Here is a 21,293-nt window from a genome sequence, read left to right as displayed (position 1 = left end):
ATCGCGATGCGTGAGCCGGCTGACGCTCGGCGCCGCCCAGTGGTGGCTACCGGTGGCCAGCACACTTGGAGGCGCTCGGGTTCACGGCTTCTGGCGGCCGGTGCCGTACCGGGCGAGCATCGTCTCCACGGCCTCGTCGACGGCGTAGCCCGTCTCCCGCGCGGCAGGGTCCCAGTCGTTGAGCAGCATCCGGGGCCACAGGACGAAGTTGGCGATCATGCCGAGGAACTGGTTCGCGGCACTCTCCGCATCGGGCACGCGGGCGGTGCCGGCCTCGTGCTCGGCCTGCAGGTAGAGCCGCACGGAGTCGAAGTAGGGCAGCTTGCCCAGCTGGAACTGCATCCTGCCCAGCTCGGGCAGGCGCGGCAGCTCGGCGATCACAATCCTGAACAGGGCCGTCATGCCGGGTCGGCTCATCAGCTCGGCGTACTGGCGGCCGATGACCGCCAGTCCCGCACGCAGGTCGCCTGCCGGTGGCCGGACCGGTGCCTGGCCGGCCCCCTGCTGCCAGGACTCGATCACGATGGCCTCGAAGAGGGCCGCCTTGGTCGGGAACTGCTTGAACAGCGTCGATTTCGACACCCCGGCCGCCTCTGCGATCCGGGCCAGAGACGTCCCGCCGTATCCGCGCTCCAGGAACAGTGCGGTGGCGGACGAGGTGATCGCTTCCCGCTTCTGCTGAGCCAGCCGTCGGTGGTGGTCGGAGAGTCCTTCTGCCATGGGGACAGTATGCCCCTACGGCGAGGCGAGTCACTTGACTCGCCTCTAGGGCGGCTCTACGGTGAAAAAGGCGAGTCGGTCGACTCGCAGTCCGCCGCTCGGCACTGAGCCCGGCGGTCTGTTTCCCCCTTTTCGCCCGAGGAGCAGTTGCATGGACAGCAGGAAGATCGCGCTGGTGACCGGTGCCAACCGAGGGCTGGGCCGCAGTACGGCGGTGGCGCTGGCGCAGCGTGGGGTCAGGGTGGTCGTCACACACCGCGGCGACGAGGCGGGGGCGCGGGAGACGGTTGAGGCGGTGCGGGCAGCCGGGTCCGCCGCTCTCGCGCTGCGCCTGGACATCAGTGACGTCGCTTCGTTCCCCGCCTTTGCGGCTCAGCTCGGCGAGCACCTGCGGCTCTGGGACGCCGAGTGGCTCGACATCCTGGTCAACAACGCCGGGGTGGGGATCTTCGGTCCCCTGGAGCAGGTCAGCGTCTCGGACTTCGACGCGATGATGGAAACCAACGTGCGCGGCACGTTCTTCCTCATCCAGGCGCTGCTCCCGCTGCTCGCCGACCCTGCCGGCGTCATCAACGTCTCCAGTTCCCTGACCCGCCACACCAGTCCTGCCACCGCCGTCTACTCGGCGTCCAAGGCCGCCATCGAGGCACTCAGCCGCACCCTTGCCGCGGAACTGGGTCCGCGCGGCATCCGGGTCAACTCCATCGCCCCGGGGCCGACCGCCACCGACTTCAACGGCGGCGCCATGCGTGATGACACCGACATGCGAGCGGCGCTGGCGGCGCAGACCGCACTGGGCCGCGTCGGCGAACCCGCCGAGATCGGCGACGCGATCGCCACCCTCGCCTCCGACAGCCTGCGCTGGGTCACGGCCCAGCGCCTCGAAGTCTCTGGAGGCGCCCTGCTCTAAGTGCTTTGACCGGAAACCTTTCCCGGGCCGGCACCCCGGATGTGTCGGCGGCGGGCGTCGAGGAGTAACGTTCTTTTGACCTCAAGGTCAAAAATGGGTGTTACGGTGGCGCCATGGGCAGGCCGAAGCAGTTCGATCCGGATGTGGCGGTGGAGCGCGCGATGGGCGTGTTCTGGCGCAAGGGGTACGCCGCGACGACGCCGCAGGACCTCGTGGATGAGATCGGCATTGGCAAGGGCAGTCTGTACAACACCTTCGGCAGTAAGCATGCCTTGTTCGAGCGGGCGCTTATGCGCTACCGCGATTCACAGGCCGCGTGGCTGGAGGCGCTTCTCGATCACCCCGGTTCAGCGAAGGATCGACTGCGGGGTGCGCTGGAGGCGCTGGTCGAGCTCGATCTGAGCGACCCGGACCGGCGCGGCTGCATGGCGGTCAACACCGCCGCCGAGTTGGCTACTTCGGACGCTGAGACGACGGACACGGTGCGCAAGATGTTCGCGCGTACGGAGAGTGCGTTCCGGGCGACCGTTGAGGAAGGTCAGCGGGCCGGCGAGATCGCCGGTGACCGCGACGCGGCGGCGACGGCCGCCTGGCTGCTCGCGACAGTCGTCGGCATGCGGGTGCTGGCGAAGACCGCCGAGGATGCCACGCAGTTGAGGCGGGTCGTGGACGCGGCGATGGGGTCGCTGTAGTCAGGCACCGCTGGTCGTCGCCGCCCTTTTGCGGCCTAATTTTGTACCTGTAATTCAAATATGTTCAAGGGGTCTGACATGGAGCTCGATCTCGCCGGGAAGACCGCGGTCGTCACTGGGGCCACCCGAGGCGTGGGCCTCGCGATCACACGGCAGCTCGTCGCCGAGGGGGTCCGCGTGATGGGTGCGGCACGCACGATCACGCCCGAGCTGAAGGAGGCCGGCGCCCATCCGGTCTCGGTCGACCTGAGCACGCCGGAAGGTGCCGACGAGTTGGGGGCGCAGGCGCTCGTGGAACTCGGCAGCGTGGACATTCTGGTCAACAATCTGGGCGGGGGTGACACTTTTACCCTGAACGGGTTCCTCGCGACCGACGACGCCTTGTGGGCGCAGAGCTTCGAGGTCAACCTGTTCGGCACGGTCCGGGTCACCCGTCGGCTGCTTCCGAGCATCTTGGAGCGCCGCGGTTCGGTGGTGAACATCTCGTCGATGAGTGCCCGCCTGCCGGGCACGGGCCCGATCGAGTACGGCGTCGCGAAGGCGGGTCTGAACGCGTTCGGTAAGGCGCTCTCCGAGGAGTTCGGCCCTCAGGGTGTGCGTGTAAACACCGTCTCTCCCGGTCCGACGCGTACCGGTATGTGGGAGGACGCCGAAGGCTTCGGTGCCCGCCTCGCGGAGGCGAACGGTGTCGGGCACCGCGACTTCCTGGCCGGGGTGCCCGCGGCGATGGGTATGACCACTGGCCGCATGGTTGAGGCCGACGAGGTCGCGGCCGTCGTCGCGTTTCTCGTCTCGGACCGCGCGGCAAGCGTGACCGGCGCTGATTACGTCGTTGAGGGTGGCGGCATCAAGACGGTGTGAGACGACGACTGGCGCGCTGGGGCGGCGAGGAGACGTCCGCCCCAGCGGATGCCCTTCTCGCTCTGGGCGAGGGCGCCGACGGGCAGTCGGTCACGCTGCCGGACAGGGGCGACCTCGCCACCGACCTCAAACTGGTCATGCGTGCCACGGCACGCGAGCTCTCCGCCCCGTCCTGCGTCGTTGGCGATCTCGGTGTTGAGTGCGCGGGTCAGCTTGTGGAAAGAAGCGCCTGCGCAGCGCCCAGGAGGCCGGCCGGCTCGGTCCCCAGGCCAACCTCGACCTTTCCTTGGACTCCTCTACGCCCCGCTCTTCCAGCGGTGGCAGCACCGCAGCGGTTCGCTGACCCCGGTAAACGCCGACTCGCTCGTCGACGCGACCTTCAGAGCCTTCGCGCCCTGAGCGGTCATCTTCGCCGTCGGGTCGGGTGTCCCCCTTCCGGACACGGGCGCAGCCTCGCCGGGCAACGGGGCCTGTGGGCGCGGCGTCACCTTTCGGGGGTGCGGTACGTCAGGGAGACGATGCCGTCGAGGAAAGGTTTGTGATCGTGAATCCACCTGAGTTTCTGGCCATGCGGTTCGAAGAGCACCGGCCGCATCTTCGTGCGGTGGCGTATCGCATGCTCGGTTCCCTGGCTGAGGCGGACGACGCGATCCAGGAGACATGGCTGCGGTTGTCGGGTTCCGACGACCGCCGGATCGACAACCTCGGCGGTTGGCTGACGACTGTGGTCGGCCGCGTGTGTCTGGACATGCTCCGTGCGCGGAAGCGGCGCGGCGAACAGCCGCTGGAGCAGCGGCTGCCCGATCCAGTGATCAGCCGCGACGGTGTGGACGGTGCCGATCCAGAGCAGCAGGCGTTGCTGGCGGACTCGGTGGGGCTGGCTCTGCTGGTGGTGCTGGAGTCACTCAGTCCGGCGGAGCGGCTGGCGTTCGTGTTGCACGACCTGTTCGGGCTGTCGTTCGAGGAGATCGCGCCGATCGTCGACCGCACGCCCGCGACGGCCAAAAAGCTGGCCAGTCGGGCCCGGCTGCGGGTCCGCGGCGCGACGCCGCCTCCGGAACCGGACTGGTCCACCGGGCGGCGTGTGGTGGACGCGTTCCTGGCCGCCGCCCGCGGCGGCGACTTCGACGCGCTACTGGCGCTCCTCGACCCCGACGTGGTGCTGCGCGCGGACGGCGGCGCACTCACCGGTGGCCTGCGGACGATCCGCGGTGCCGCCGCGGTGGCCGGGCAGCTCGACACCTTCCAGCGGATGGCGACCGCCGCCACCACACGCCCGGTCCTGGTCAACGGCTTCGCCGGCTTGGTGAACACCCTCGACGGGCAGCCCCTGTCGGTCATGAGCTTCACCGTCACCGGTGGCAGGATCGCCGCTGTCGACATCCTGTCCGACCCCGCACGGCTGGCCCGGCTCGACCTTACGTCCGCCGAGGACTGACCTCAATCGCTGCCAGTGGCCCCTCGCGGCGGGTCCCCTGGCAGTCCGGCCATTCGACCAGGGGGTCCGGGCAGGCAAGACACCGCCCCACCGGTTGCGGCCGCCACCCGCTTCCGGGACGGCTGCCAGGGACTGCCTGCCCGCGGGTCGGACCGTCAGGGGCGCGAACCGTGAGGTAATCGCGCTCTTGCTGCCGCGGCGCCGGCTCACCACCTCGGTGAACCGGGTCTCGTCCGCCTCCGCGGTGAGGTTTGAGACGGCGCGCGGCAGGGTGCGGCGACAGGGCAGTGTCGCGTGTCGAGCAGGCCGCGCGCCAAGCGCGACTTCGCCTGCTTCACGACAACCGGCCGAAAGAGACCCGCGCCGGCCGGTCACCTTCGCCGCGCGTACGTCGTCAGTGCGGTGAACGAGCCGATCAAGCCGGCTGGCGAACAGCCCGCGCTGACGAAGGGAAACCCCCCGTGGACACGATGACCAACAACCTCGACACCCTCACCTCCCGGTTCTCCGACCCGCAGCAGTTGGTCCCCGAACTCGGCGACGTAAGCACCGCCCTGTTCAAGATCATCGGCAACGGGGCGGTGCCCCGGAGCACCATCACCCTGGTCCACCTGCGTGCCGGGCAGCTGGTCGAGAACACCTACCTGACGGTGATGCACACCGCGAACGCACGCCGGGCGGGAGTGCCGGAGGAGAAGATCGCCGCCGTCGCCTCCTGGAAGGACGCCCCCTACTTCGGCCCGGCCGAGCGGGTGGCACTGGAGCTGGTGGAAGCCGTACTCACGCCCGGTGGGCACGACCAGCGGGTCCCGGACGGCCTGTACGCGCGGGCGGCCGAGCACTACGACGCCACCGCGCTGGTGACCCTCGCCATGGCGATCGGGCAGGTCAATTTCTTCATCCCCCTCGCACTGATCGGGAAGCCGCTGCCCGGCGTCTCCATGGCCGAGCAGTGGCGCACGTCCACGACCGGCTGACCTGGGCACAGCCCTCGCGGGCCCGGATCGCCGCCGGGCCCGCCTGCCCTCCCTGCCCGTATCCTCCAGCCACCCCCGGAAGAAGAACGTCCAGCCATGAGTTCACCCGAAAACAGCCCGCCCGTGCTCACACACGCCACGCCCGCCCCAGCCTCCGAGGCCAGTTCCCCTGCGTCCGGCCTTGCCGTCTGGCACGGCGCATGGACCACCCCGGTCATGCGGCCCTTCGCCGCACCGTGGTTCGAGACGTGGTCCGAGCAGGGCTTCACCGACCAGTCGCTCCGGCAGGTCGTCCGCATCCATTCCGGTGGCACCCAGGTCAGGATTCGGCTGTCCAACGCCTACGGCCACACCCCCCTGCACCTGACTGGCGCCACCATCGGCCGCACCGCCGCCTCCGGAGCCGTACACCCGGACACCATGCGCACACTGCGCTTCGCCGGCTCCCCCTCCGCCACCATCCCCGCAAGGGGACGCGCTGTGAGCGACCCGGTGGCCCTGCCCACCGAGCCGTTCGAACATCTCACCATCAGCCTCTACTTCCAAGAAGCCACCGGCCCGGCCACCTACCACCAGCTGTCCATGGCCACCACCTACCGGGCAGCCGGTGACCACCACCGCGACCCGTCTGCCACCGCCTACACCGACACGGTCCGTCCGGCCTACGGATCCTGGTACTACCTCGAAGGCGTCGAAATCTCCGGCACGCACCGCCTGCCCCGCGCGGTCGTTGCCTTCGGTGACTCCCTCACCGACGGGTTCGGTGCGACCATCGACGGCGACGACCGCTACCCCGACCTCCTCGCCCAACGCCTGCTCGCCGCCGGCCGGCCCCGCCCGGTCCTGAACGCCGGCATCGGCTCCAACAAACTGCTGACCGACTCGGCCCTCGGCGGTGACGCCGGTATCGCGCGCTTCGCGCGGGACGTCCTCGACCAACCCCGGGTCGGCACGGTGATCGTCCTGATGGGCGTCAACGACATCCAGCAGACCGAGGACCCGGCGCGCGGCGCCGGCCGTGAGGCCACGCCGGTCACTGTGCAGCAGTTGATCGACGGGCACCGCGCGCTGATCCGCGCCGCCCACGCCCGGGGAGTCAGGGCCGTCGGCGCCACACTCACCCCCTACCGGGGTGCGGCCGGCTGGTCCGCCGCGGGCGAGGCAGTCCGCGCCCAGGTCAATGAGTGGATGAGAACCAGCGGAGAGTACGACGCCGTCGTCGACCTCGCGTGCGCCCTGGATCCCGATGGCACCGGCAGCATCAGGGAGGGCCTGCACACGGGCGACTACCTCCACCCCAATCCCTCCGGATACCGGGCCATGGCCTACGCCATCGACCTGGCCGCCCTGGGACAGTGAGGCGCGGGCCGACTGCACGGGACCGGTCCGTTCGGACTTGGATGGTGGCCGACGAAGCCGCGCGGACGCTGTCTGAAGCGCACGTTCACACCTTCTCGGGCTGTGGTGTCCGCGGCCGCGGGGTCGTGCGACTGCTGCAGTCCGAGCAGCGCTGCCACCCGCCGGGGGTCCCAACTCCCGTCGAGGACCCTGTATTCGTCCGCGATCCCTCGGAAGACGAGACGCGCCCGGCGTGAGGAGTCGCGCCAGATCACCCTTCGCGGCTTGCCGAAGCCGTCGTCGCCCAGATCTCGATCATCGGAGCCGGCGTCGGTTACCCGCAGGCCGCACTGATTGCCGAGCTCGGCGGGGTACGGACCGTCTACGGCCTCGGCCTGGCCGTCACAGCCGCCGCCCTCCTGACCGCATGGCGCTCCCGTGCCCGAAGCCCCCGAAGGCCGCTCCGCCCGCCCGGACGTGAAAGGCGCGGTTCCTCCTGGCTGCCGCGCGCTGGTCCTGGTGCTGTTCCTCGCCGGTGAACGAAATCCGTGGAGCCGGCACCTCGCCGTGGCGGCGGGCCTCGTCGCCGTCGCGGTGCTGCTGCTCCAGGGCTGCGGCATAGTTGCGTGACGCCCGGTTCATGGTGAGCTGTGTCGTGCCGACCAGAGCGACCTCGCTGCCGACGGTCGGCGAGTGGATTGTGGTGCCGTTGACGAACAGGGCACCAAGTGACATGCAGCTCCGCGTGACGATTGCGGGCTGACGCTACGGATGGCGCATGCGTCCTCTGCTTCAAGCCGCTGCGGCCGACCGCGCGGAGTGACGTCGGGTTCTGCCCGAAGGTGTGCCGGGGATACGCGCCTCAGCCGTGGCCCCGCACCGCCGCGAGGCACTGGTCGTAGAGGTCTGCCAGGTCGAGCCGTCCGTCATGTCCGGCCCAGAGTTCGGTTGCCGTGTCGACGCAGGCGAAGACCGTCGCGACGATCGCCTTGGCCTGCGGGTCGGGTGCCGGGCGGCCGGGGCCGTTGCCCAGCCGCGCCCGGATGACGGGGACGAGCTCGGCCTGCCAGCGCAGTCGCTTCTCGATGTAGCGGGCATGCAGCGAGGGTGTGTCGAAGATGAGGCGGGACAGCTCCAGCGCCCGCTCAGGGGGGTGGTTGGCGGTCAGAACGACCTCGAATCCGGCGCGTAGGGCATCCCAGGCGGACATCTCGGCCGGTTGCTGCTCGACGGTCCGTTTCAGCAGTTCGCCCAGCGCCTCCTGGTCCCCGCAGACCAGGTCCTCCTTGGTTCCGAAGTAGCGGAATAGGGAGCGCTGCGAGATCCCCGCCTCCCGCGCGATCTGCGCGATCGTCGTCTGCTCGTAGCCCTGCTGGGCGAACAGACGAACCGCCGTATCCAGGATCGCCTGGACGGCGACCTGCCGCGAACGCTCCCACAAGGTCGTCATGGACTTCAGGCTACCCCTCTGGACAGCGACCGCCTACCTGGCATTAACTGCCAGGAAGACAGCGACTGAAAGAAGGCGACCATGCCAGCCGTCGACTACCACGGACAGACCACACTGATCACGGGGGCCAGCGCGGGCCTCGGCGCAGAGTTCGCCCGCCAGCTCGCCGCCCGCGGCTCCGACCTGGTGCTGGTCGCCCGCCGCAAGGAACGCCTGGAGAAGCTGGCCGCCGAGCTGCGCGGACAGCACCAAATCCAGGTGCACGTGGTGGAGATGGACCTGGCCACGGACCACCCCGGGCAGGCGCTGGCCGCGCAGATGGAACAACTCGGCCTGCACGTCACGAGCCTGATCAACAACGCCGGCTTCGCCACCTTCGGCCCCTTCCACCAGGCGGACCCGGTACGGCTGCGCCGGGAGATCGCGGTCGACGTGACCGCGGTGGCCGACATCAGCCGCGCCTTTATCGACCAACTGCGTACGGCGGGCCGCGGGGTACTGGTCAACGTGGCGAGCATGGCCGCCTACCAGCCCAACCCGCGCATGGCGCTCTACGGAGCGACCAAGGCGTTCGTGCTCAGCCTCACCGAGGCTCTGTGGGAGGAGTCACGCGGTACCGGTCTGCGGGTGCTGGCCCTGTCCCCCGGCGCGACCCGGACCGAGTTCTTCGACGTCGTGGGTACCACACAGGCCGCCGGAGGGACCAGGCTCGCCTCGCCCGTCGATGTCGTCCGCACCGCGCTGGCCGCCTTGGACCGCAGGAACCCGCCGCCCAGCGTCATCGCAGGCCGCATGAACCGGGTGATGGCCTTCCTCGCCCGCCGCCTGGCCACCCGGCGGCAGGTCATCCGGGCCATCGGCCGGCTCACCGCCGAGGGAGCATGACGACGGGCGGGAAGGCCGTAGTGACTCCCCGAACTCATCGACATTGATCACGAAGCGGGACCTTGAAGTGCCTTCCGAACGCATCGACAAACGACATCCGTCCGTGTGCACAGCCGGGGAAGACTGCCGATCAGGGATCCCCGGCGGGGGCCAGGGATTCGGTGAAGTGTCGTGATGTCCAGTTCTGATCATGTGAGCCCGAGCAGGGCGGGCGGTCGGCGGGCGTTGTGCCGCAACGCGGAGGCGATGTCCGTCTTGCCGGCCAGGCGGAGGGCGCCGATGGCGAGCTTGCGCCAGGTGGCCATGGCGCGAGGCGCGGTACCCGTCCGCAACTGGGAAGTATCCTCGGCGAACGTGACGTCCCTGACATGGTGCAGGGCCTCGACCTTCCAGTGGTCGCGGATCAATCTCGCGAGCTCGGCGGGTGTGGCTTGCTCGGCAGCGCGGCTGGTGACCGCGTAGACGGTCTTGATGCTGATCTTGCCGGTCTTGCGGTCCACTCGGCGGAGCTTGAGCTGGAGGGCTTGGCAAGCCCCGGGGAAGAGCAGGTTGTGCACCGTGCACACCTTGATCCGGCGGATCTCGCCCCGACCGTGCCCGGCGTCGCGGGTGCGTGACTGCGGCGGAATCTCCTTCCACGGAAGAGACTTGAGCTGCTTGCGGAGCTTCTCCTGATTCCCTTTCACGATCACGATGTAGTGCGCATCTCGGCCGCGAAGGTATGCCGCGTGCTCGCGCTGGGTGTGCATCGCGTCGCTGGTCACGATCACGACTGCGAGGTCGGCGAGGGTCTCCAGCAGCGGCTGGAAGCAGGTGATCTCGTTGGTCTTCTCGCCCACGTCGAGCTGGGCCAGGACCAGGCCGCGGGCGTGGTCGCAGGCGGTGAGCAGGTGGATCTTCCGACCCTTGGCCTTGGCCGCTCCGCGCAGGCTCTTGCCGTCGACCGCCACCGCGCGCATCCGGCCGTCAGTGCAGGCGCGCCTGTCGGCCAGCCAGCGGCCCACCACCTGGTCCAGCGCGTCACCATCGATGCGGCCCAGCAGCCGCCGTACTGTCGTTTCCGCAGGTAGGAACCGCTTCGGGCACAGCGGATCGGGCCGTACGCCAAGGTGTTCCAGAACAGAGGGCGGGGCGCCAGCAATCCACTCGCCGACCGCCAGCAGGGCGGTTGCTCCAGCCAGAACCGCGCACGCGGTCAGCGCGAGTACGACAACCAGAGCGGGTCGCACGCCGCGGGGATCTCGCGGGTCGGGCACCTCGCCCAGCCGCTCCAGCAGGCCCGGGATGTCCTGGGGCACGACCGCTGGATGCCGGCGGAGTTGGTCAAAGACAGGCGGGATCGGTGATGATGCGTCGGCGGGCACGGTCTGCTCTGTCTCTGGGTGGTCATCGAGGTACGCAGCACGTCGCCCCTGGTCGATGTGCGGGCGGTGCGGCACCCGGCGGTCGCCGGGGGGAACCTCGCCAGGTTCGTCGGCGGTATCGGCATGTACCTCCTGCTCACGCTCGTCACCCGCTACGCGCAGACGCCGCACGGCTCCGGCTCCGGCTTCGGGCTGACGACCTTCGTCGTCGAACTGGTCCGCATCCCGTTCTCGGTGATTGGGTTCGTCGCCGGCAAGCTCACGCCGCGGGTCCGGAGGGCGGATCGCCGCCCCCGCTCCTGGCCGGCAGCGCCGTCGTGGTCGGCGGCGGGTTCGCCCTGTTCGTGGCAGTCCGGTCGGACCCGGCCGAACTGCTCGTGGTCGATGGGCGTGCTCGGCTTCAGCGTCGGCGGCCTCTCCGGCCCGATGCCCGGCCTAATCCTGGCCGTCATCCCCAAGGCCGAGACGTCGAGCGACATGAGCGTCAACTACGTCGTGCGCAGCGCTGGCTATTCCTTGGGCAGCGCCATCGGCGGTGGCCTGAGCCTCGCCGCGGGCACCGGCCCGGCCACACTTTCCCCGACTACAGCGCCTACACCACCGCGGCGCTGATCGGCATCGACGCCATGGCTATCACCACGCTGACAAGCCTCGCTCTCGCCCGCCGACGCCCGTCCGAGGGGGGACAGCTTCGAGTAGGCCGTCGCGGTGCGCGAGAGCGCGGCCCACCAGGAGGCCTGGTCGCCCTCTCCGGCGGCGTCGAGCGTGACTCCCGCATCGTCGAAGGCATCGACTGACCAAGGTCGAGCCGGTTCCAAGGAGCGTTGGGGACCGTCAAGATGAGCGGGGTGACGACGCCCCCTGAAGGATGTGGCCCAGCATGCGTCGCTGACTGACTGTCACAGCCATCGCCAGTGCAGCAAGTTGACGCCATCTCGGATGCAGGATGCACGGAAAATGCTAGCCTCCTCCCGTTATCCACAAAGGGGAGGCACCGAGTGAAGAAACTACTGAGCTTCGCGTCCGTAGTGGCACTCTTGACCGGAATTGCCATTGCCACGCCAACGTCCGCCTACGCCGCTACGGACAGGAGTGGGGCGGAACGGCTGAACATCCCGAACAGCAGCGCATGCAGGGCAGGCCGCACTGTCATGCAAGGCATGGTCGCGGGGCCGGGCGGCCAGCTCTACATCATTTTCACCAAGGCGGGCGGGGAGGAGCCGGTCCTGTCCAGATGGTTGCGTGACGGGTCAACCTGGGACGGTGCCAGTTGGACCTGCGCCGGAGCACCGACCTCCATACCCGCACTCGGCCACGGCAACGACCTCGCCTACCATCCGAACTATCTGGGCCAGGGCCCTGTCTTGATTGCCGCTCAAGGAAGTCAATCGGCGTACCCGAGCGACGATGTGACGGTCATTCACCTGAACTCGGCGGGAGCTGTTGGTGCGAGCGAGGTAGTCCATCTGCCCATCGGGAATATCAGCGGTCTCTGCTACAGCCCGACAGCGGCCGACGGAGCCGGCAAATATGCTGCCCGCCGCTTGGGCAACCTGTGGACCCATCCCGGCGCCGGTTCGCTGACGAGTGGTTGGACGCTGGTGAAGAGCAATCTGACGAGTCACGACAATCGTTCCGACCAAGGCATTGACTGCTCCGAGAACTACATCTGGAATACCAAGTCCATCAATAGTTCAACACCCGAAACCGGGTGGAACTGGGTGTACCAGTACAACTGGTCCAGAGGTGACGTGGAGAGCGATATCGGGATCCCGGGGAACAACCTGACCGACGAGATCGAAGATGTCACCCACATTGGGAGCGACTTCTTCATCGGCGTCAACCGAAACGGCGGGAGCGCCGACTCGGTGAAGGTCTTCATCGAGTGAAGCCCTCGACTTGTGGCCGGCATCAGCAGCTCTCCGACGGGGTCGCTGTGTGGCCGTCGTTCAGTGTGCGTGTCTGCGGCGGGGCGGGCGAGCAGGAGGTACAGCGTGGCGAGCACGGCGACCGCCTGGACCAACTGGCTGGCGGACTCGTGCGTCGCGGCCCTGGAGACCGGCCGCGCCTCGTGGTTCCGGCTCCTGAACGCGTCCGGCCCGGCCCGAGCGACGATGTCGCCGAGACCACCGCCGTCCAGGTTCCTCGCGTTGTAGCCGATCTGTCAGTGGGGGCAACGCTCCCCACGTAGAGACGATCGTCCTCTACTGCATGAACGGGGTGACGGAGCGGGCGTGCCTCCACATGCCGTGCAACTGCTCAAGGGGACGCTGCTGCTCGCCGTGCAGGGCGTTGAGCACCACCAGGCAACCCGTCAGGGCCGGCACTGTCCATTGCGCGCAGGCCAGGTGACGGCGGGCCGTGTGGAGGTCGACGGGGTGGTGTGCGGCCTTCTCGGTGTCCTCCGGGGTGGAGGAGGAAGCCAACTCGACCTTCTTGCCGAGGACCCGGGTGTACGCCGTGGCGGCCAGCGCAGCCGCGGTGATGACCGTCTTGGCCGTGGTGGAGGCGGCCACGCCCTTCTGGGAGGAGACCCGGTGGGCATTGGCGGCCAGCAGACCGCCTCCGCCGAACAGGTGTGCGCCGATGGCCGCGGCGTTGACCGGAACCCACTTCGCCCACCCGACCGAGGCGATGCGGGCCCGGGCGGCGACCGTGGAGCCCTCGTTCTGTGCCGCCCCGTTCAGGCCGACCGCGCCCATCAGGGAACCTCCGAACCACGCTGCCAGGCCTACATCGTGCAGGCTGCGGATGACAGTGTTGCGTCCGGACATGACAGTGCTCCTTCGCCCAAGGGGGGTACGGGCCGGCCGCGCGCCGGGCTTTCCCCACCCTCGTCGTCACGTGCCCATGCCGCTACCGCGGCTAGCCCAAAAGGCGGACTCCGCGGCGGGGCAGGGCCGCCGGACATCGGGGGAGCAGGTCACCACATTCCCGGCAGCGGCCGTACGCCTCGTGCGCGGAGCGATGACTTCGTGCGGCGTATCGGGTCTGGCTCGACATGAGCCGGAGTATCGCTGACATCGCCGTCCCCATCGACGACCGCGTCACCGAGTCCGTCCCCGGCCCGGACGACGGTCCGGACACCTGCGGCGAGGCCCTGCGCACGTGGGCGCTTTCCGCTGGGATCGGCAAGCCCGCTCACGTCGTCGTGACGAACTCGCCGCCGGAACTGGTCGCCGGAGCACCGCACACCGGTAGGTGCATACGGCATCGACCAACTGCACCTGGCGGGGATCAGCGTCGGCGGGACGGTCACCGAGGTGGCCGTGCTCGACCATTCGGCAGCGTTCCCGGCTCTCACGTTGATCGGCGCCCGCGCGGTCGCCCCTGGCCCGCCCGACGATGGCCTCCCCGACGACGACCAGACAGCGATGAGCCGGCTGGTCGCGCCCGATGCCCGATCGTAGCGACCGCGAGGCGGTTGCGGAGCGTGCCGCCGGCAGCGCGGAGGTTCTCGGCGACGACCCTGTCGTCGCGCGTGTCATCGCTGCGCGTATCCGGGACCGCACGCCTGGCACCGCAGCACCGGTCCGAATAGCCGACGAGTACCCGGAGCAGCCCCTCGGAGCCGTAGGCCGAGGAGCTGACGCAGTCGCACGCGAGTACACCGAACTCCGTACGGTTGCTCAGTTTCTCCTCACTGACTAGACGGCTCCGAGTGGCCAGACGCATCAGATGAGCAGGCCGTCCACCACAGGACACCACCGGCTGGCGCAGAGCGACCATGCACAAGATCACGGACCTCTTGACTCGGGGATGAAGACTCCACACCTCACCTGAACCAGGAGAAGCGACGTCTTACGAGTGCGTGCGCGATAGCGGATGAGTGCTGGGCCAGGCGGAGGGCCTGATCCGGATGCGAAGATCACGATCGATCGGGCGGTGCGGGCACATCGGCTGTTCACGGGGGGTTCTCGACGGCATCTCGCCCGTCCGATCGAGGAGTTGCCTGGGCCGTGGCAGGCTTGTCCTGAGGGGCACCGCCATGCTGCACGAGGAGGCCTGCAGCGGACCGCTGGTGCCGCATTCGGTGCTGGGCTGGGCGTGCTTTCGGTGGCGATCGCTCAACCATTACCCTCGCGGTCGCAGAGGCCTAACGGAATGATCTCCAAGGTGCTCGGAGCAATGTAGGGATGAGACGGCACCCTGGCAACGGCGTACTTTTTACTGTGGTCGTGACCGAAGGCGGGCGGCACATGGGCAACGTCGTGGGTCTGATCTGCTATCCCGTCAAGGGGTGCGCAGGCACGTCGACAAGTGATGCGCTCCTGACACCGGCGGGACGTGCCCACGACCGCAGTTTCATGGTCATCAGTGAAGGCGGGATCTTCCGGACACAACGCCGGCACCCCGCCTCGCCCTGATCCGGCTTGCCGTCGCCGTCGACGGCACGCGGCTCACGTTTGGCGCGGGCGACGACACGGACCGCTTCGGCACACTGTGCCAGGAGGTTGCGACATCCGTGCCGCGCCGCGACGTCGATCTGTTCTTCACCCATCAGGCCACCGGCATGACCGGGGCGGTGACGCAGTCGGGGGTGCCTCCGTGGAGGCGGCCCCGGGGAGCGGCGATGCCCTCGTGGGGCGCGCCGAGTGGTCCCGCGCTGACCTTGGTCAGGCGGCGTACTGCGCGTCGGTCAGGCTCTGCTTGACGTACCGGCTGGTTTCGTCGGCGAGGATCTCGGGCAGGCCGGTCTCGATGCCGTGAAGGGCCTGGGCCGCGACGTCGGCGGCGGCGACCTTCTGATCGGCGGGCACGCCGGCGGCCATGTCGGTGTCCATGTAGCCGACGTGTAGAGCGGAGACTGCGATCCCGCGCGGTGCCAGCTCCTCACGGGTCGCGTCGCTCAGCGCCCAAGCGGCGGCCTTGGACGCGGCGTAGGAGCCGAGACCGGCCGGGTGGTACCAGGACAGCGCGGACAGGACGTTGAGGACGGCGCCACCACCGTTGCCCTCGATGACGGGGGCGAAGGCGCGGGTCGCGGCGAGCGGGCCGAAGAAGTTGGTCTCCATCTCCCTGCGCACCTCAGCCAGGTCGCCGCCGATCAGCGTCGCGCCGGTGGAGATGCCTGCGTTGTTGATCAGCAACGTCGCGTCGGAGGCGGTGCGGGCGGCCTCCCGTATGGACTCCTGGTCCGTGATGTCGAGGCGCAGCGGGGTGACGCCCGGCAGGTCGACCGTCTCGGGGCGTCGGGCCGCGCCGTACACCTTCGCACCGCGCTCGACGAGCTGGGCGGCCAGGTGCCGTCCGAGTCCCCGGTTGGCGCCGGTGACGACCGCGACCGCGTTCTTCAGTTCCATGGTCTGCTCCTTGTCCTGGCAGGGGTCGACGGGCCACCTGCCGAATTAGATTACCTATCCAATCTAAACACCGAGCTAGGATAGATGCCAGTCGACATCCAAACGGGAGGTGGTCATGGGCCGCGTATCGCAGGCGCAGGCGGAGGAGAACCGCAGGCGGGTGGTGGACACCGCGTCCCGGTTGTTCCGGGAGCAGGGCACGCAGGTCAGCGTCGCCGACCTGATGAAGGCTGCCGGCCTGACCCATGGCGCCTTCTACAAGCAGTTCGCCTCCAAAGAGGCACTCGTCGACGAGGCCACCGCCCACGCCTTCGCCGAGCACACCCAGCACTACAGCGCCGGGCTCGAGCGGCACGACGGGCAGCGCGCCGCCGCCCAGCAGGCGCTGATCGACACCTACCTCTCCGTCGAACACCGTGACGACCCGGCGGACGGCTGCCCGGTCGCCGCGCTCGCCACCGACATCGCGCGCGAGGGCGAGGGGCGTGAGGCCCGGCGCGTCTACGCCGAAGGGGTGGCCGACTTCGCCGACTTCCTGGCCGGTGACGACCAGGACGGCATCGTCCGCCTCTGCACCCTGTTCGGCGCGCTGGTCCTGTCCCGTGCCACCAAGGGCTCCCCGCTCTCCGGGGAGATCCTTGCCGCCGCACACGCAGCCTTGACGGAAACAGGCTGAACAAGGGCGTGGTGGGGGTACACGTCGACCGCACTCCTGAGCGACGAGGTGTCCGCGATCAGGCGGAGTTGGCGGCAGAAGGCCGTCGGCCCGGCTCGGCTTCACCGTGCGCTGGACATCAGCCAGTTCCGGCCGCATTCCCGTGAAGTGGATCCTGCGCAGCCGACGTCAACGTGTCAGCTCGCGGTGACGCTCGCATTCGCTGCCATAGCGAGGAACACCACGGCGGACACCACGGGCGCCGTCGTCGCCGCATCCGCCTTGCTGACCCGTGCATCCCGGCACGGCGTGGCGGCCACGGCCCCCTCGGTCCGCCCGGTGATAGCGAGCGCCTTGCGGGGGTGGGGCTCGGCGGGGCCACCGAAGACCAGCTCGCGCTGGTAGACGCGCCCGTTGTCGACCTGGGTCCGGTTGCATTCGACAACCGGCCGGACAATCGCCATCACGGCGTCCAGGGCATCCGGGATGGTCTGATCTCGACGAGGCTGAGGTGGATGAGCGGGGAGGCTCCGTTTCCGCTTTGTCCGCGTGTAGATGGCGGGCCCGCAGGACGGGCAGGCAGACGTCAGCGGCCATGGCCAGGACCGTGTGGTGGTGCCTGATCGCCGCGGGTGATTCAGCGGGCGGCGCCCTCGCGACGGCGCTCACCATCCGCGCCCGGGACGAACGCCGTCCTCTTCCCGACGCGGTCCTGCTGTTCTCGCCCTGTGCAGACGCGACCCTGACCAACCCCGACATCCCAGTCAGCGAGCCGCGAGACCCATGCTCGGCAGCGAAGGAGCGCGTTGGGCCATGCGCCGCTGGGCCAGGGACCGCCCCCTGCAGCACCCCTGGCTCAGCCCGGTCGACGACAGCCTGCGCGATGGTCGCCAAGGCCAAGGCCAAGGCCAACGCCAAGGCCGCCGGCACCCAGGCCGAGATCAACCTCTACCCCGACGCCTTCCACGTCTTCGTCGGCCTCCCGCAACTCCCCGAATCGCGGGCAGCCCTCGCCCACGCCAGAGGGGTCATCAAAACCGTCACCGAGACCTGACCCCATCACGGGGCGGCCGCCGCCCCGGGCCCCTTGCTACCAGTTGCCGTTTGCCGGCGCCCTTGAGCGCCGGATCGTGATCACGTGACAGGTCGCCAATGCACCTCAAGCGCGGCAGCATCGAACAGGCCTGCCTCACGTGGCACAAGGGCATCGACCACATGGGCGGTGTCCGCTCCGTCCGCACCCGCAAGGCGGTCTCCCGCATGCGCAGCGACCTCAGGAGATTCAGGGCCCGGGGACTGCGGTGCGTGGTCCAACTCGACGAACAGGGACAGGACTTCCTCGCAGGCACGTAACGTCAACACTGATCGAAGAAGCGGCGGACGATCGGTTCCAGATAATCCGTATGCGGGCCGTCCAGACCGGCCAGTTCGTCCGCAGAGCCCACCAGCACGATGGTGTCGAGTTCGGGTTCGCGGCCCTCGCTGTGCTCGGCTGCCGCGCCAGCGGTGAAGTGAGCGCGCAGCGTTGCCTCGGGAAGGGTCGGGGCCAGATAGGTCAATCCGACACTGCCGTGTTCACCTCGGGTGACAATCCACAACTCCAGATCCTCCGCGGCCGCGGCGACACCCAACTCCTCGGCCAGTTCGCGCGCGGCCTGGCCGGCCAGTGCCGCCTCGTCCAGCACTGCCCCGTCCTGGGGAGGCTCCACAGAACCACCTGGCAGCTGCCAGCGGCCCGGCGCGGCCGTCGAGGGCGACATCCTCGCTGCCAGCACGCGGCCGTCGTCTGTCGGCTGAACCACGTTCACGAACAGCGACGGCAGTGCGGTGGCACCCGGCACGCGACGCAGGGCGTAGTGCCGGTAGGTCACACGCACCCACGAGAGGCGCAGGACGCCTGGACCAGTCCGCTCCAGCTGCCCGCACGCCACCGCGGGCCCGTCAAAGAGGGCGGGGTTGGCCTTGACCGCCATGTCCCACACCCGGTCGCGGGCCGTAGCGTCCTGGGGCGACAGTGGCGGCTCCGCAGCTTCGGTGAGCAGGAGCCGTTCAACGTCGAAGAGGTCAATGCCCACGGGGGGCAGTGTCTCGGTCACCGGCCCATCCTAGTGCCGCGTCAGGCAACGTTTGCCTTGTCAACGACTGCGCGTAGTCGCTCGTCCTTGGCGTGCTTGTTCCGCCAGATGATGTAGCGGCGGACCATGCTGCCCTGCTCCTTGTGGCTGGCGTGGTCGGTGCCGTCCAGCGTGAAGTAGCGCAAGGCGGTGAACTGGGCCTCGATGCGGTTGAGCCAGGAACTGTTGGTCGGCGTGTAGGCGAACTCGACGTTGTTGGCTGCCGCCCGGTCGCGGACCCGGGTGTCCTTCTTGGTGGTCAGGTGCGTGGAGAAGTTGTCGAGCACGATCGCGATGTGGATCTTGGGCGGGTGGAGACTGCACAGGTAGCGGCAGAACTCCAGGAACCTCGTGCGGTTCTTCTTCGGCTTGATGTGGCCGTAGAGCTTGTCCTGGGCCAGGTCATAGGCGGCGAACAGGTACCTGACCCCGTGCGGGCGAGTGTAGGTCGCCCGTCGGCGGGGCCGGGGTTCCCGGTCGGGATCCTTGTGCCGGCCGCCGCGCTCGGCCCACTGCCGCCCTGGGTGGGGTTGGCGGTTGAGCGGGTCGAACTCGTCCATGCAGAAGATGACTTCGGGCTCGCCTTCCTCGGGTATGACCTCGCGGTCGGCGATCGCGTAGAGGTGCTCGACGCGGGCCTTCTTGGCGGCATAGTCGGGGTCGCGGGAGGTCTTCCAGGTCTTCACGCGTTGAAACGAGACGCCCTCCTCACGAAGCAGGACCCGAAGGCCCTCGTGGCTGATTTCGTCGACCACCCCCTCGGAGACCAGGAAGTCGGCCAGCTTGGCCAGGCTCCAGGTCGAAAACGGCAGGCCGTGTTCGGCCGGCTTGGACTTGGCGATCTTCTTGATCTCGCGGCGTTCCGAGAGGGTGAAGGTCTTGGGCCGCCCGCCCTTGTACTTGGGGTAGAGCGAGTTGAAGCCGTCGGTGTTGAAGTTGTGGATCACGTCCCGGATTCGGTCCGCGCTGGTGAACGTGACCTCGGCGATCTTCGCCACGGGCATGCTCTGGGCGGACAGCAGCACCATCTGGGCCCGCCGCCAGGTCACCACTGACCCGATTCCCCTGCGGATGATCCGCAGCAGCCGTCTGCCCTCGGCGTCATCGATCTCGCGGACCCGCACTCGCTCTGCCATCGGCCCAGCCTGGCGCACGCGCGCCGTCCGAAGCGGCACCCGGACGGCGCGTCACATCTGCGACTGAGCAGCAGGATTTGCCACCTGCTCTGGTCAGCCTGGCGCCTCGACGTCGTCAGTGAAGGCGCGCAGGAGATGCTGTGCCAGCAGCGCCAGGCCGCTGAGCACGCCAAGGTGCCACAGGCCCAGCCCGTTAACCGGGCGCGCCTTAGCTCACCGCCTGCTTCACGAGCGCACCGATCCGCGCCTCCACCTCGGCCGTCACCTCGGTCAGGGCGAAACCGGCCGCCCACATCGTGCCCTCGTCCAGCTTCGCCTGGTCGCTGAACCCGAGCGTCGCGTAGCGCGCCTTGAACTTCTCCGCGCTCTGGAAGAAGCACAGGACCTTGCCGTCCAGTGCGTAGGCGGGCATCCCGTACCAGAGCTTCGGTGCGAGGGCCGGGGCGCTGGCTGTGATGACTGCATGGACCCGCTCAGCCATGATCCGGTCCGAGTGCTGCATTTCGGCGATCTTCGCGAGCACGTCCCGCTCCGCCTCCGCGGCCTTGTCCGCGCGCGAGCTGCGGCGGGCTGCCGTCTTCAGCTCTTGGGCGTGGTCCTTCATCGCGGCCCGCTCCTCGGTCGTGAATCGCTCGTGCGTGCTGCTTTCGGTGTTGCTCATGGCAGATCTCCCTTTGAGGGTCTGATGTGCTGGATCTTGGGCGCGTAGGTGGCGACGTGCCGCCACATCCGACATCGGCACGCAACGTGCCGATCGAGTCTGAATACTGCGCAGAGCCCTCGACATTGTCAACGGCACGCCATGTGCCGTTAGGATGGCGGCATGACCGACACGCCCGCCACGCCGAGGCGCCGAGGCGCCGCGCGCACCGAAGCGCTGCTGCAGGTAACCCTCGATCTGGCTGCGGAGGTCGGATACGCGGGCCTGAGCATCGAGGCGGTCGGCCGAAGGGCCGGGGTCGGAAAACACACGATCTACCGGCGCTGGCCGTCCATGTCGGCGCTGCTGCTCGACGCGCTCAGCCGCGTGTGGACCAGTGACCTGGACTACCGCGACACCGGGGACGTCCGCGCGGATTTGCGCGAACAGTTCCTACGCTCGGGCCTTGCCCTCTCCAGCCCGCCGATCGGCCCCGTCTACCGCGCAGTCATCGCCGAGGCGCAGGCCGATTCAATGCTGCGGGCGACCCTGCACGAACGATTCCTGGTCACCGTCGAGCAGAGCACCCTCGACCGAATCACCCGCGCCCAGCGCACCGGTCAACTGACCGCGGAAGCGAATCTGGAATTCGCCGCCGAGGTGCTTTGCGGCACGCTGTACTACCGCAGCCTGCTGTCAACACGCCCCATCGACGAGCACGTGGTCGACGGATTGCTGGACATGTTCATGGCCGCCTACGGAACCAGCAGTTAGGACTCGACCGCACAAGTCGGACCTACTCTCCCGATC

The 21,293-nt window shown here is 68.8% G+C and carries 25 protein-coding genes and 2 pseudogenes; 17 read left to right on the top strand and 10 right to left on the bottom strand.

Annotated features, from left to right (window positions below):
• Positions 1–81: 81 nt before the first annotated feature.
• Positions 82–720 (bottom strand): TetR/AcrR family transcriptional regulator, encoded by a 639-nt coding sequence (locus ACGH52_RS01955; RefSeq protein WP_076977956.1) that lies wholly within the window; start codon positions 718–720, stop codon positions 82–84.
• Between the two features lie 151 nt (positions 721–871).
• Here ACGH52_RS01955 and ACGH52_RS01950 point away from each other — a divergent pair, with 151 nt between their 5' ends.
• From ACGH52_RS01950 to ACGH52_RS01925, 6 genes are all read left to right on the top strand, one after another.
• A complete protein-coding gene (locus ACGH52_RS01950; RefSeq protein WP_121704413.1) occupies positions 872–1,630 on the top strand; it encodes an SDR family NAD(P)-dependent oxidoreductase in 759 nt (252 codons plus the stop codon).
• Positions 1,631–1,743: 113 nt separating this feature from the next.
• The gene (locus ACGH52_RS01945; protein WP_399937052.1) at positions 1,744–2,322 is read left to right on the top strand and encodes a TetR/AcrR family transcriptional regulator; all 579 of its coding nucleotides are present in this window, start codon (positions 1,744–1,746) and stop codon (positions 2,320–2,322) included.
• Positions 2,323–2,400: 78 nt separating this feature from the next.
• Entirely contained in the window at positions 2,401–3,183 is a 783-nt protein-coding gene (locus ACGH52_RS01940; protein ID WP_210975026.1) for an oxidoreductase, read from the top strand.
• A 538-nt stretch (positions 3,184–3,721) separates the two neighbouring features.
• Positions 3,722–4,621, top strand: coding sequence for a sigma-70 family RNA polymerase sigma factor (locus ACGH52_RS01935; protein WP_399946603.1), 900 nt, complete (start codon positions 3,722–3,724; stop codon positions 4,619–4,621).
• Positions 4,622–5,091: 470 nt separating this feature from the next.
• A complete protein-coding gene (locus tag ACGH52_RS01930) occupies positions 5,092–5,598 on the top strand; it encodes a carboxymuconolactone decarboxylase family protein (RefSeq protein ID WP_121704420.1) in 507 nt (168 codons plus the stop codon).
• Between the two features lie 96 nt (positions 5,599–5,694).
• Entirely contained in the window at positions 5,695–6,957 is a 1,263-nt protein-coding gene (locus ACGH52_RS01925; RefSeq protein WP_399937049.1) for an SGNH/GDSL hydrolase family protein, read from the top strand.
• A 381-nt stretch (positions 6,958–7,338) separates the two neighbouring features.
• Here the strand turns inward: ACGH52_RS01925 and ACGH52_RS01920 are convergent, their stop codons facing one another.
• Positions 7,339–7,671 carry a hypothetical protein gene (locus tag ACGH52_RS01920; RefSeq protein WP_399937047.1) on the bottom strand — a complete coding sequence of 111 codons (333 nt, stop codon included), beginning with the start codon at positions 7,669–7,671 and terminating at the stop codon, positions 7,339–7,341.
• A gap of 127 nt (positions 7,672–7,798) precedes the next feature.
• Complete coding sequence (locus ACGH52_RS01915; protein WP_121704410.1) at positions 7,799–8,386, bottom strand: TetR/AcrR family transcriptional regulator; 588 nt, start codon at positions 8,384–8,386, stop codon at positions 7,799–7,801.
• Between the two features lie 81 nt (positions 8,387–8,467).
• Between ACGH52_RS01915 and ACGH52_RS01910 the strand changes: the two genes are divergently transcribed.
• Positions 8,468–9,271, top strand: coding sequence for an SDR family NAD(P)-dependent oxidoreductase (locus tag ACGH52_RS01910; protein ID WP_399937044.1), 804 nt, complete (start codon positions 8,468–8,470; stop codon positions 9,269–9,271).
• Positions 9,272–9,459: 188 nt separating this feature from the next.
• Here the strand turns inward: ACGH52_RS01910 and ACGH52_RS01905 are convergent, their stop codons facing one another.
• Positions 9,460–10,569 (bottom strand): ISAs1 family transposase, encoded by a 1,110-nt coding sequence (locus ACGH52_RS01905; RefSeq protein WP_399937041.1) that lies wholly within the window; start codon positions 10,567–10,569, stop codon positions 9,460–9,462.
• A gap of 84 nt (positions 10,570–10,653) precedes the next feature.
• Here ACGH52_RS01905 and ACGH52_RS01900 point away from each other — a divergent pair, with 84 nt between their 5' ends.
• The 3 genes from ACGH52_RS01900 to ACGH52_RS01890 all read left to right on the top strand — a co-directional run bounded on the left by ACGH52_RS01900 (position 10,654) and on the right by ACGH52_RS01890 (position 12,791).
• Positions 10,654–11,247: a hypothetical protein gene (locus ACGH52_RS01900; protein WP_399937038.1), complete on the top strand. Its 594-nt coding sequence runs from the start codon at positions 10,654–10,656 to the stop codon at positions 11,245–11,247.
• Between the two features lie 386 nt (positions 11,248–11,633).
• On the top strand, positions 11,634–12,524 hold the full coding sequence (locus tag ACGH52_RS01895) for a hypothetical protein (protein ID WP_399937035.1): 891 nt from the start codon (positions 11,634–11,636) through the stop codon (positions 12,522–12,524).
• Between the two features lie 105 nt (positions 12,525–12,629).
• Complete coding sequence (locus ACGH52_RS01890; RefSeq protein ID WP_399937032.1) at positions 12,630–12,791, top strand: hypothetical protein; 162 nt, start codon at positions 12,630–12,632, stop codon at positions 12,789–12,791.
• A 48-nt stretch (positions 12,792–12,839) separates the two neighbouring features.
• Here the strand turns inward: ACGH52_RS01890 and ACGH52_RS01885 are convergent, their stop codons facing one another.
• A complete protein-coding gene (locus ACGH52_RS01885; RefSeq protein ID WP_399937029.1) occupies positions 12,840–13,409 on the bottom strand; it encodes a hypothetical protein in 570 nt (189 codons plus the stop codon).
• A 489-nt stretch (positions 13,410–13,898) separates the two neighbouring features.
• On the opposite strand from ACGH52_RS01885, the gene ACGH52_RS01880 reads away from it, so the two are divergent.
• Complete coding sequence (locus ACGH52_RS01880) at positions 13,899–14,045, top strand: hypothetical protein (RefSeq protein WP_399947051.1); 147 nt, start codon at positions 13,899–13,901, stop codon at positions 14,043–14,045.
• 789 nt (positions 14,046–14,834) lie between these two features.
• Positions 14,835–15,127, top strand: a pseudogene (locus ACGH52_RS01875) (MOSC domain-containing protein); the annotation flags it as partial.
• 124 nt (positions 15,128–15,251) lie between these two features.
• Here ACGH52_RS01875 and ACGH52_RS01870 read toward each other — a convergent pair.
• Positions 15,252–15,938 (bottom strand): SDR family oxidoreductase, encoded by a 687-nt coding sequence (locus ACGH52_RS01870; protein WP_121704405.1) that lies wholly within the window; start codon positions 15,936–15,938, stop codon positions 15,252–15,254.
• A 115-nt stretch (positions 15,939–16,053) separates the two neighbouring features.
• Between ACGH52_RS01870 and ACGH52_RS01865 the strand changes: the two genes are divergently transcribed.
• Positions 16,054–16,614, top strand: a complete 561-nt coding sequence (locus tag ACGH52_RS01865) for a TetR/AcrR family transcriptional regulator (RefSeq protein WP_076977949.1) — start codon at positions 16,054–16,056, stop codon at positions 16,612–16,614.
• 176 nt (positions 16,615–16,790) lie between these two features.
• Here ACGH52_RS01865 and ACGH52_RS01860 read toward each other — a convergent pair whose 3' ends face one another.
• On the bottom strand, positions 16,791–17,060 hold the full coding sequence (locus ACGH52_RS01860; protein WP_399937025.1) for a hypothetical protein: 270 nt from the start codon (positions 17,058–17,060) through the stop codon (positions 16,791–16,793).
• A 128-nt stretch (positions 17,061–17,188) separates the two neighbouring features.
• On the opposite strand from ACGH52_RS01860, the pseudogene ACGH52_RS01855 reads away from it, so the two are divergent.
• From ACGH52_RS01855 to ACGH52_RS01845, 3 genes and pseudogenes are all read left to right on the top strand, one after another.
• Positions 17,189–17,341: pseudogene (locus tag ACGH52_RS01855) on the top strand (alpha/beta hydrolase); the annotation flags it as partial.
• A gap of 135 nt (positions 17,342–17,476) precedes the next feature.
• Positions 17,477–17,647, top strand: coding sequence for a hypothetical protein (locus ACGH52_RS01850; protein WP_399947048.1), 171 nt, complete (start codon positions 17,477–17,479; stop codon positions 17,645–17,647).
• A gap of 98 nt (positions 17,648–17,745) precedes the next feature.
• Positions 17,746–17,946 carry a hypothetical protein gene (locus ACGH52_RS01845; RefSeq protein WP_076977946.1) on the top strand — a complete coding sequence of 67 codons (201 nt, stop codon included), beginning with the start codon at positions 17,746–17,748 and terminating at the stop codon, positions 17,944–17,946.
• A gap of 2 nt (positions 17,947–17,948) precedes the next feature.
• Here the strand turns inward: ACGH52_RS01845 and ACGH52_RS01840 are convergent, their stop codons facing one another.
• The 3 genes from ACGH52_RS01840 to ACGH52_RS01830 form a co-directional block, all read right to left on the bottom strand.
• A complete protein-coding gene (locus ACGH52_RS01840) occupies positions 17,949–18,689 on the bottom strand; it encodes an NUDIX domain-containing protein (RefSeq protein WP_253191537.1) in 741 nt (246 codons plus the stop codon).
• Positions 18,690–18,709: 20 nt separating this feature from the next.
• Positions 18,710–19,843 (bottom strand): IS630 family transposase, encoded by a 1,134-nt coding sequence (locus ACGH52_RS01835; protein ID WP_399937022.1) that lies wholly within the window; start codon positions 19,841–19,843, stop codon positions 18,710–18,712.
• A gap of 208 nt (positions 19,844–20,051) precedes the next feature.
• Positions 20,052–20,504 (bottom strand): iron chaperone, encoded by a 453-nt coding sequence (locus ACGH52_RS01830; RefSeq protein ID WP_210975018.1) that lies wholly within the window; start codon positions 20,502–20,504, stop codon positions 20,052–20,054.
• 162 nt (positions 20,505–20,666) lie between these two features.
• Here ACGH52_RS01830 and ACGH52_RS01825 point away from each other — a divergent pair, with 162 nt between their 5' ends.
• Positions 20,667–21,257, top strand: coding sequence for a TetR/AcrR family transcriptional regulator (locus tag ACGH52_RS01825; protein ID WP_076977943.1), 591 nt, complete (start codon positions 20,667–20,669; stop codon positions 21,255–21,257).
• Positions 21,258–21,293: the final 36 nt, after the last annotated feature.

The sequence above is a fragment of the Streptomyces sp. BBFR25 genome, from assembly GCF_044590125.1.
GTDB classification, from domain to species: domain Bacteria; phylum Actinomycetota; class Actinomycetes; order Streptomycetales; family Streptomycetaceae; genus Streptomyces; species Streptomyces canus_D.
Note: the sequence above shows the minus strand (reverse complement) of the source record. Positions and strands in the feature narration are given on the sequence as shown.

Excerpts from the sequence above, each read along its gene's own strand:
- ACGH52_RS01955 (WP_076977956.1), bottom strand. The coding sequence starts at position 720 with ATGGCAGAAGGACTCTCCGACCACCACCGACGGCTGGCTCAGCAGAAG.
- ACGH52_RS01950 (WP_121704413.1), top strand. The coding sequence starts at position 872 with ATGGACAGCAGGAAGATCGCGCTGGTGACCGGTGCCAACCGAGGGCTG.
- ACGH52_RS01945 (WP_399937052.1), top strand. The coding sequence starts at position 1,744 with ATGGGCAGGCCGAAGCAGTTCGATCCGGATGTGGCGGTGGAGCGCGCG.
- ACGH52_RS01940 (WP_210975026.1), top strand. The coding sequence starts at position 2,401 with ATGGAGCTCGATCTCGCCGGGAAGACCGCGGTCGTCACTGGGGCCACC.
- ACGH52_RS01930 (WP_121704420.1), top strand. The coding sequence starts at position 5,092 with ATGACCAACAACCTCGACACCCTCACCTCCCGGTTCTCCGACCCGCAG.
- ACGH52_RS01925 (WP_399937049.1), top strand. The coding sequence starts at position 5,695 with ATGAGTTCACCCGAAAACAGCCCGCCCGTGCTCACACACGCCACGCCC.
- ACGH52_RS01920 (WP_399937047.1), bottom strand. The coding sequence starts at position 7,671 with ATGTCACTTGGTGCCCTGTTCGTCAACGGCACCACAATCCACTCGCCG.
- ACGH52_RS01915 (WP_121704410.1), bottom strand. The coding sequence starts at position 8,386 with ATGACGACCTTGTGGGAGCGTTCGCGGCAGGTCGCCGTCCAGGCGATC.
- ACGH52_RS01910 (WP_399937044.1), top strand. The coding sequence starts at position 8,468 with ATGCCAGCCGTCGACTACCACGGACAGACCACACTGATCACGGGGGCC.
- ACGH52_RS01885 (WP_399937029.1), bottom strand. The coding sequence starts at position 13,409 with ATGTCCGGACGCAACACTGTCATCCGCAGCCTGCACGATGTAGGCCTG.
- ACGH52_RS01870 (WP_121704405.1), bottom strand. The coding sequence starts at position 15,938 with ATGGAACTGAAGAACGCGGTCGCGGTCGTCACCGGCGCCAACCGGGGA.
- ACGH52_RS01865 (WP_076977949.1), top strand. The coding sequence starts at position 16,054 with ATGGGCCGCGTATCGCAGGCGCAGGCGGAGGAGAACCGCAGGCGGGTG.
- ACGH52_RS01850 (WP_399947048.1), top strand. The coding sequence starts at position 17,477 with ATGGTCGCCAAGGCCAAGGCCAAGGCCAACGCCAAGGCCGCCGGCACC.
- ACGH52_RS01845 (WP_076977946.1), top strand. The coding sequence starts at position 17,746 with ATGCACCTCAAGCGCGGCAGCATCGAACAGGCCTGCCTCACGTGGCAC.
- ACGH52_RS01835 (WP_399937022.1), bottom strand. The coding sequence starts at position 19,843 with ATGGCAGAGCGAGTGCGGGTCCGCGAGATCGATGACGCCGAGGGCAGA.
- ACGH52_RS01830 (WP_210975018.1), bottom strand. The coding sequence starts at position 20,504 with ATGAGCAACACCGAAAGCAGCACGCACGAGCGATTCACGACCGAGGAG.
- ACGH52_RS01825 (WP_076977943.1), top strand. The coding sequence starts at position 20,667 with ATGACCGACACGCCCGCCACGCCGAGGCGCCGAGGCGCCGCGCGCACC.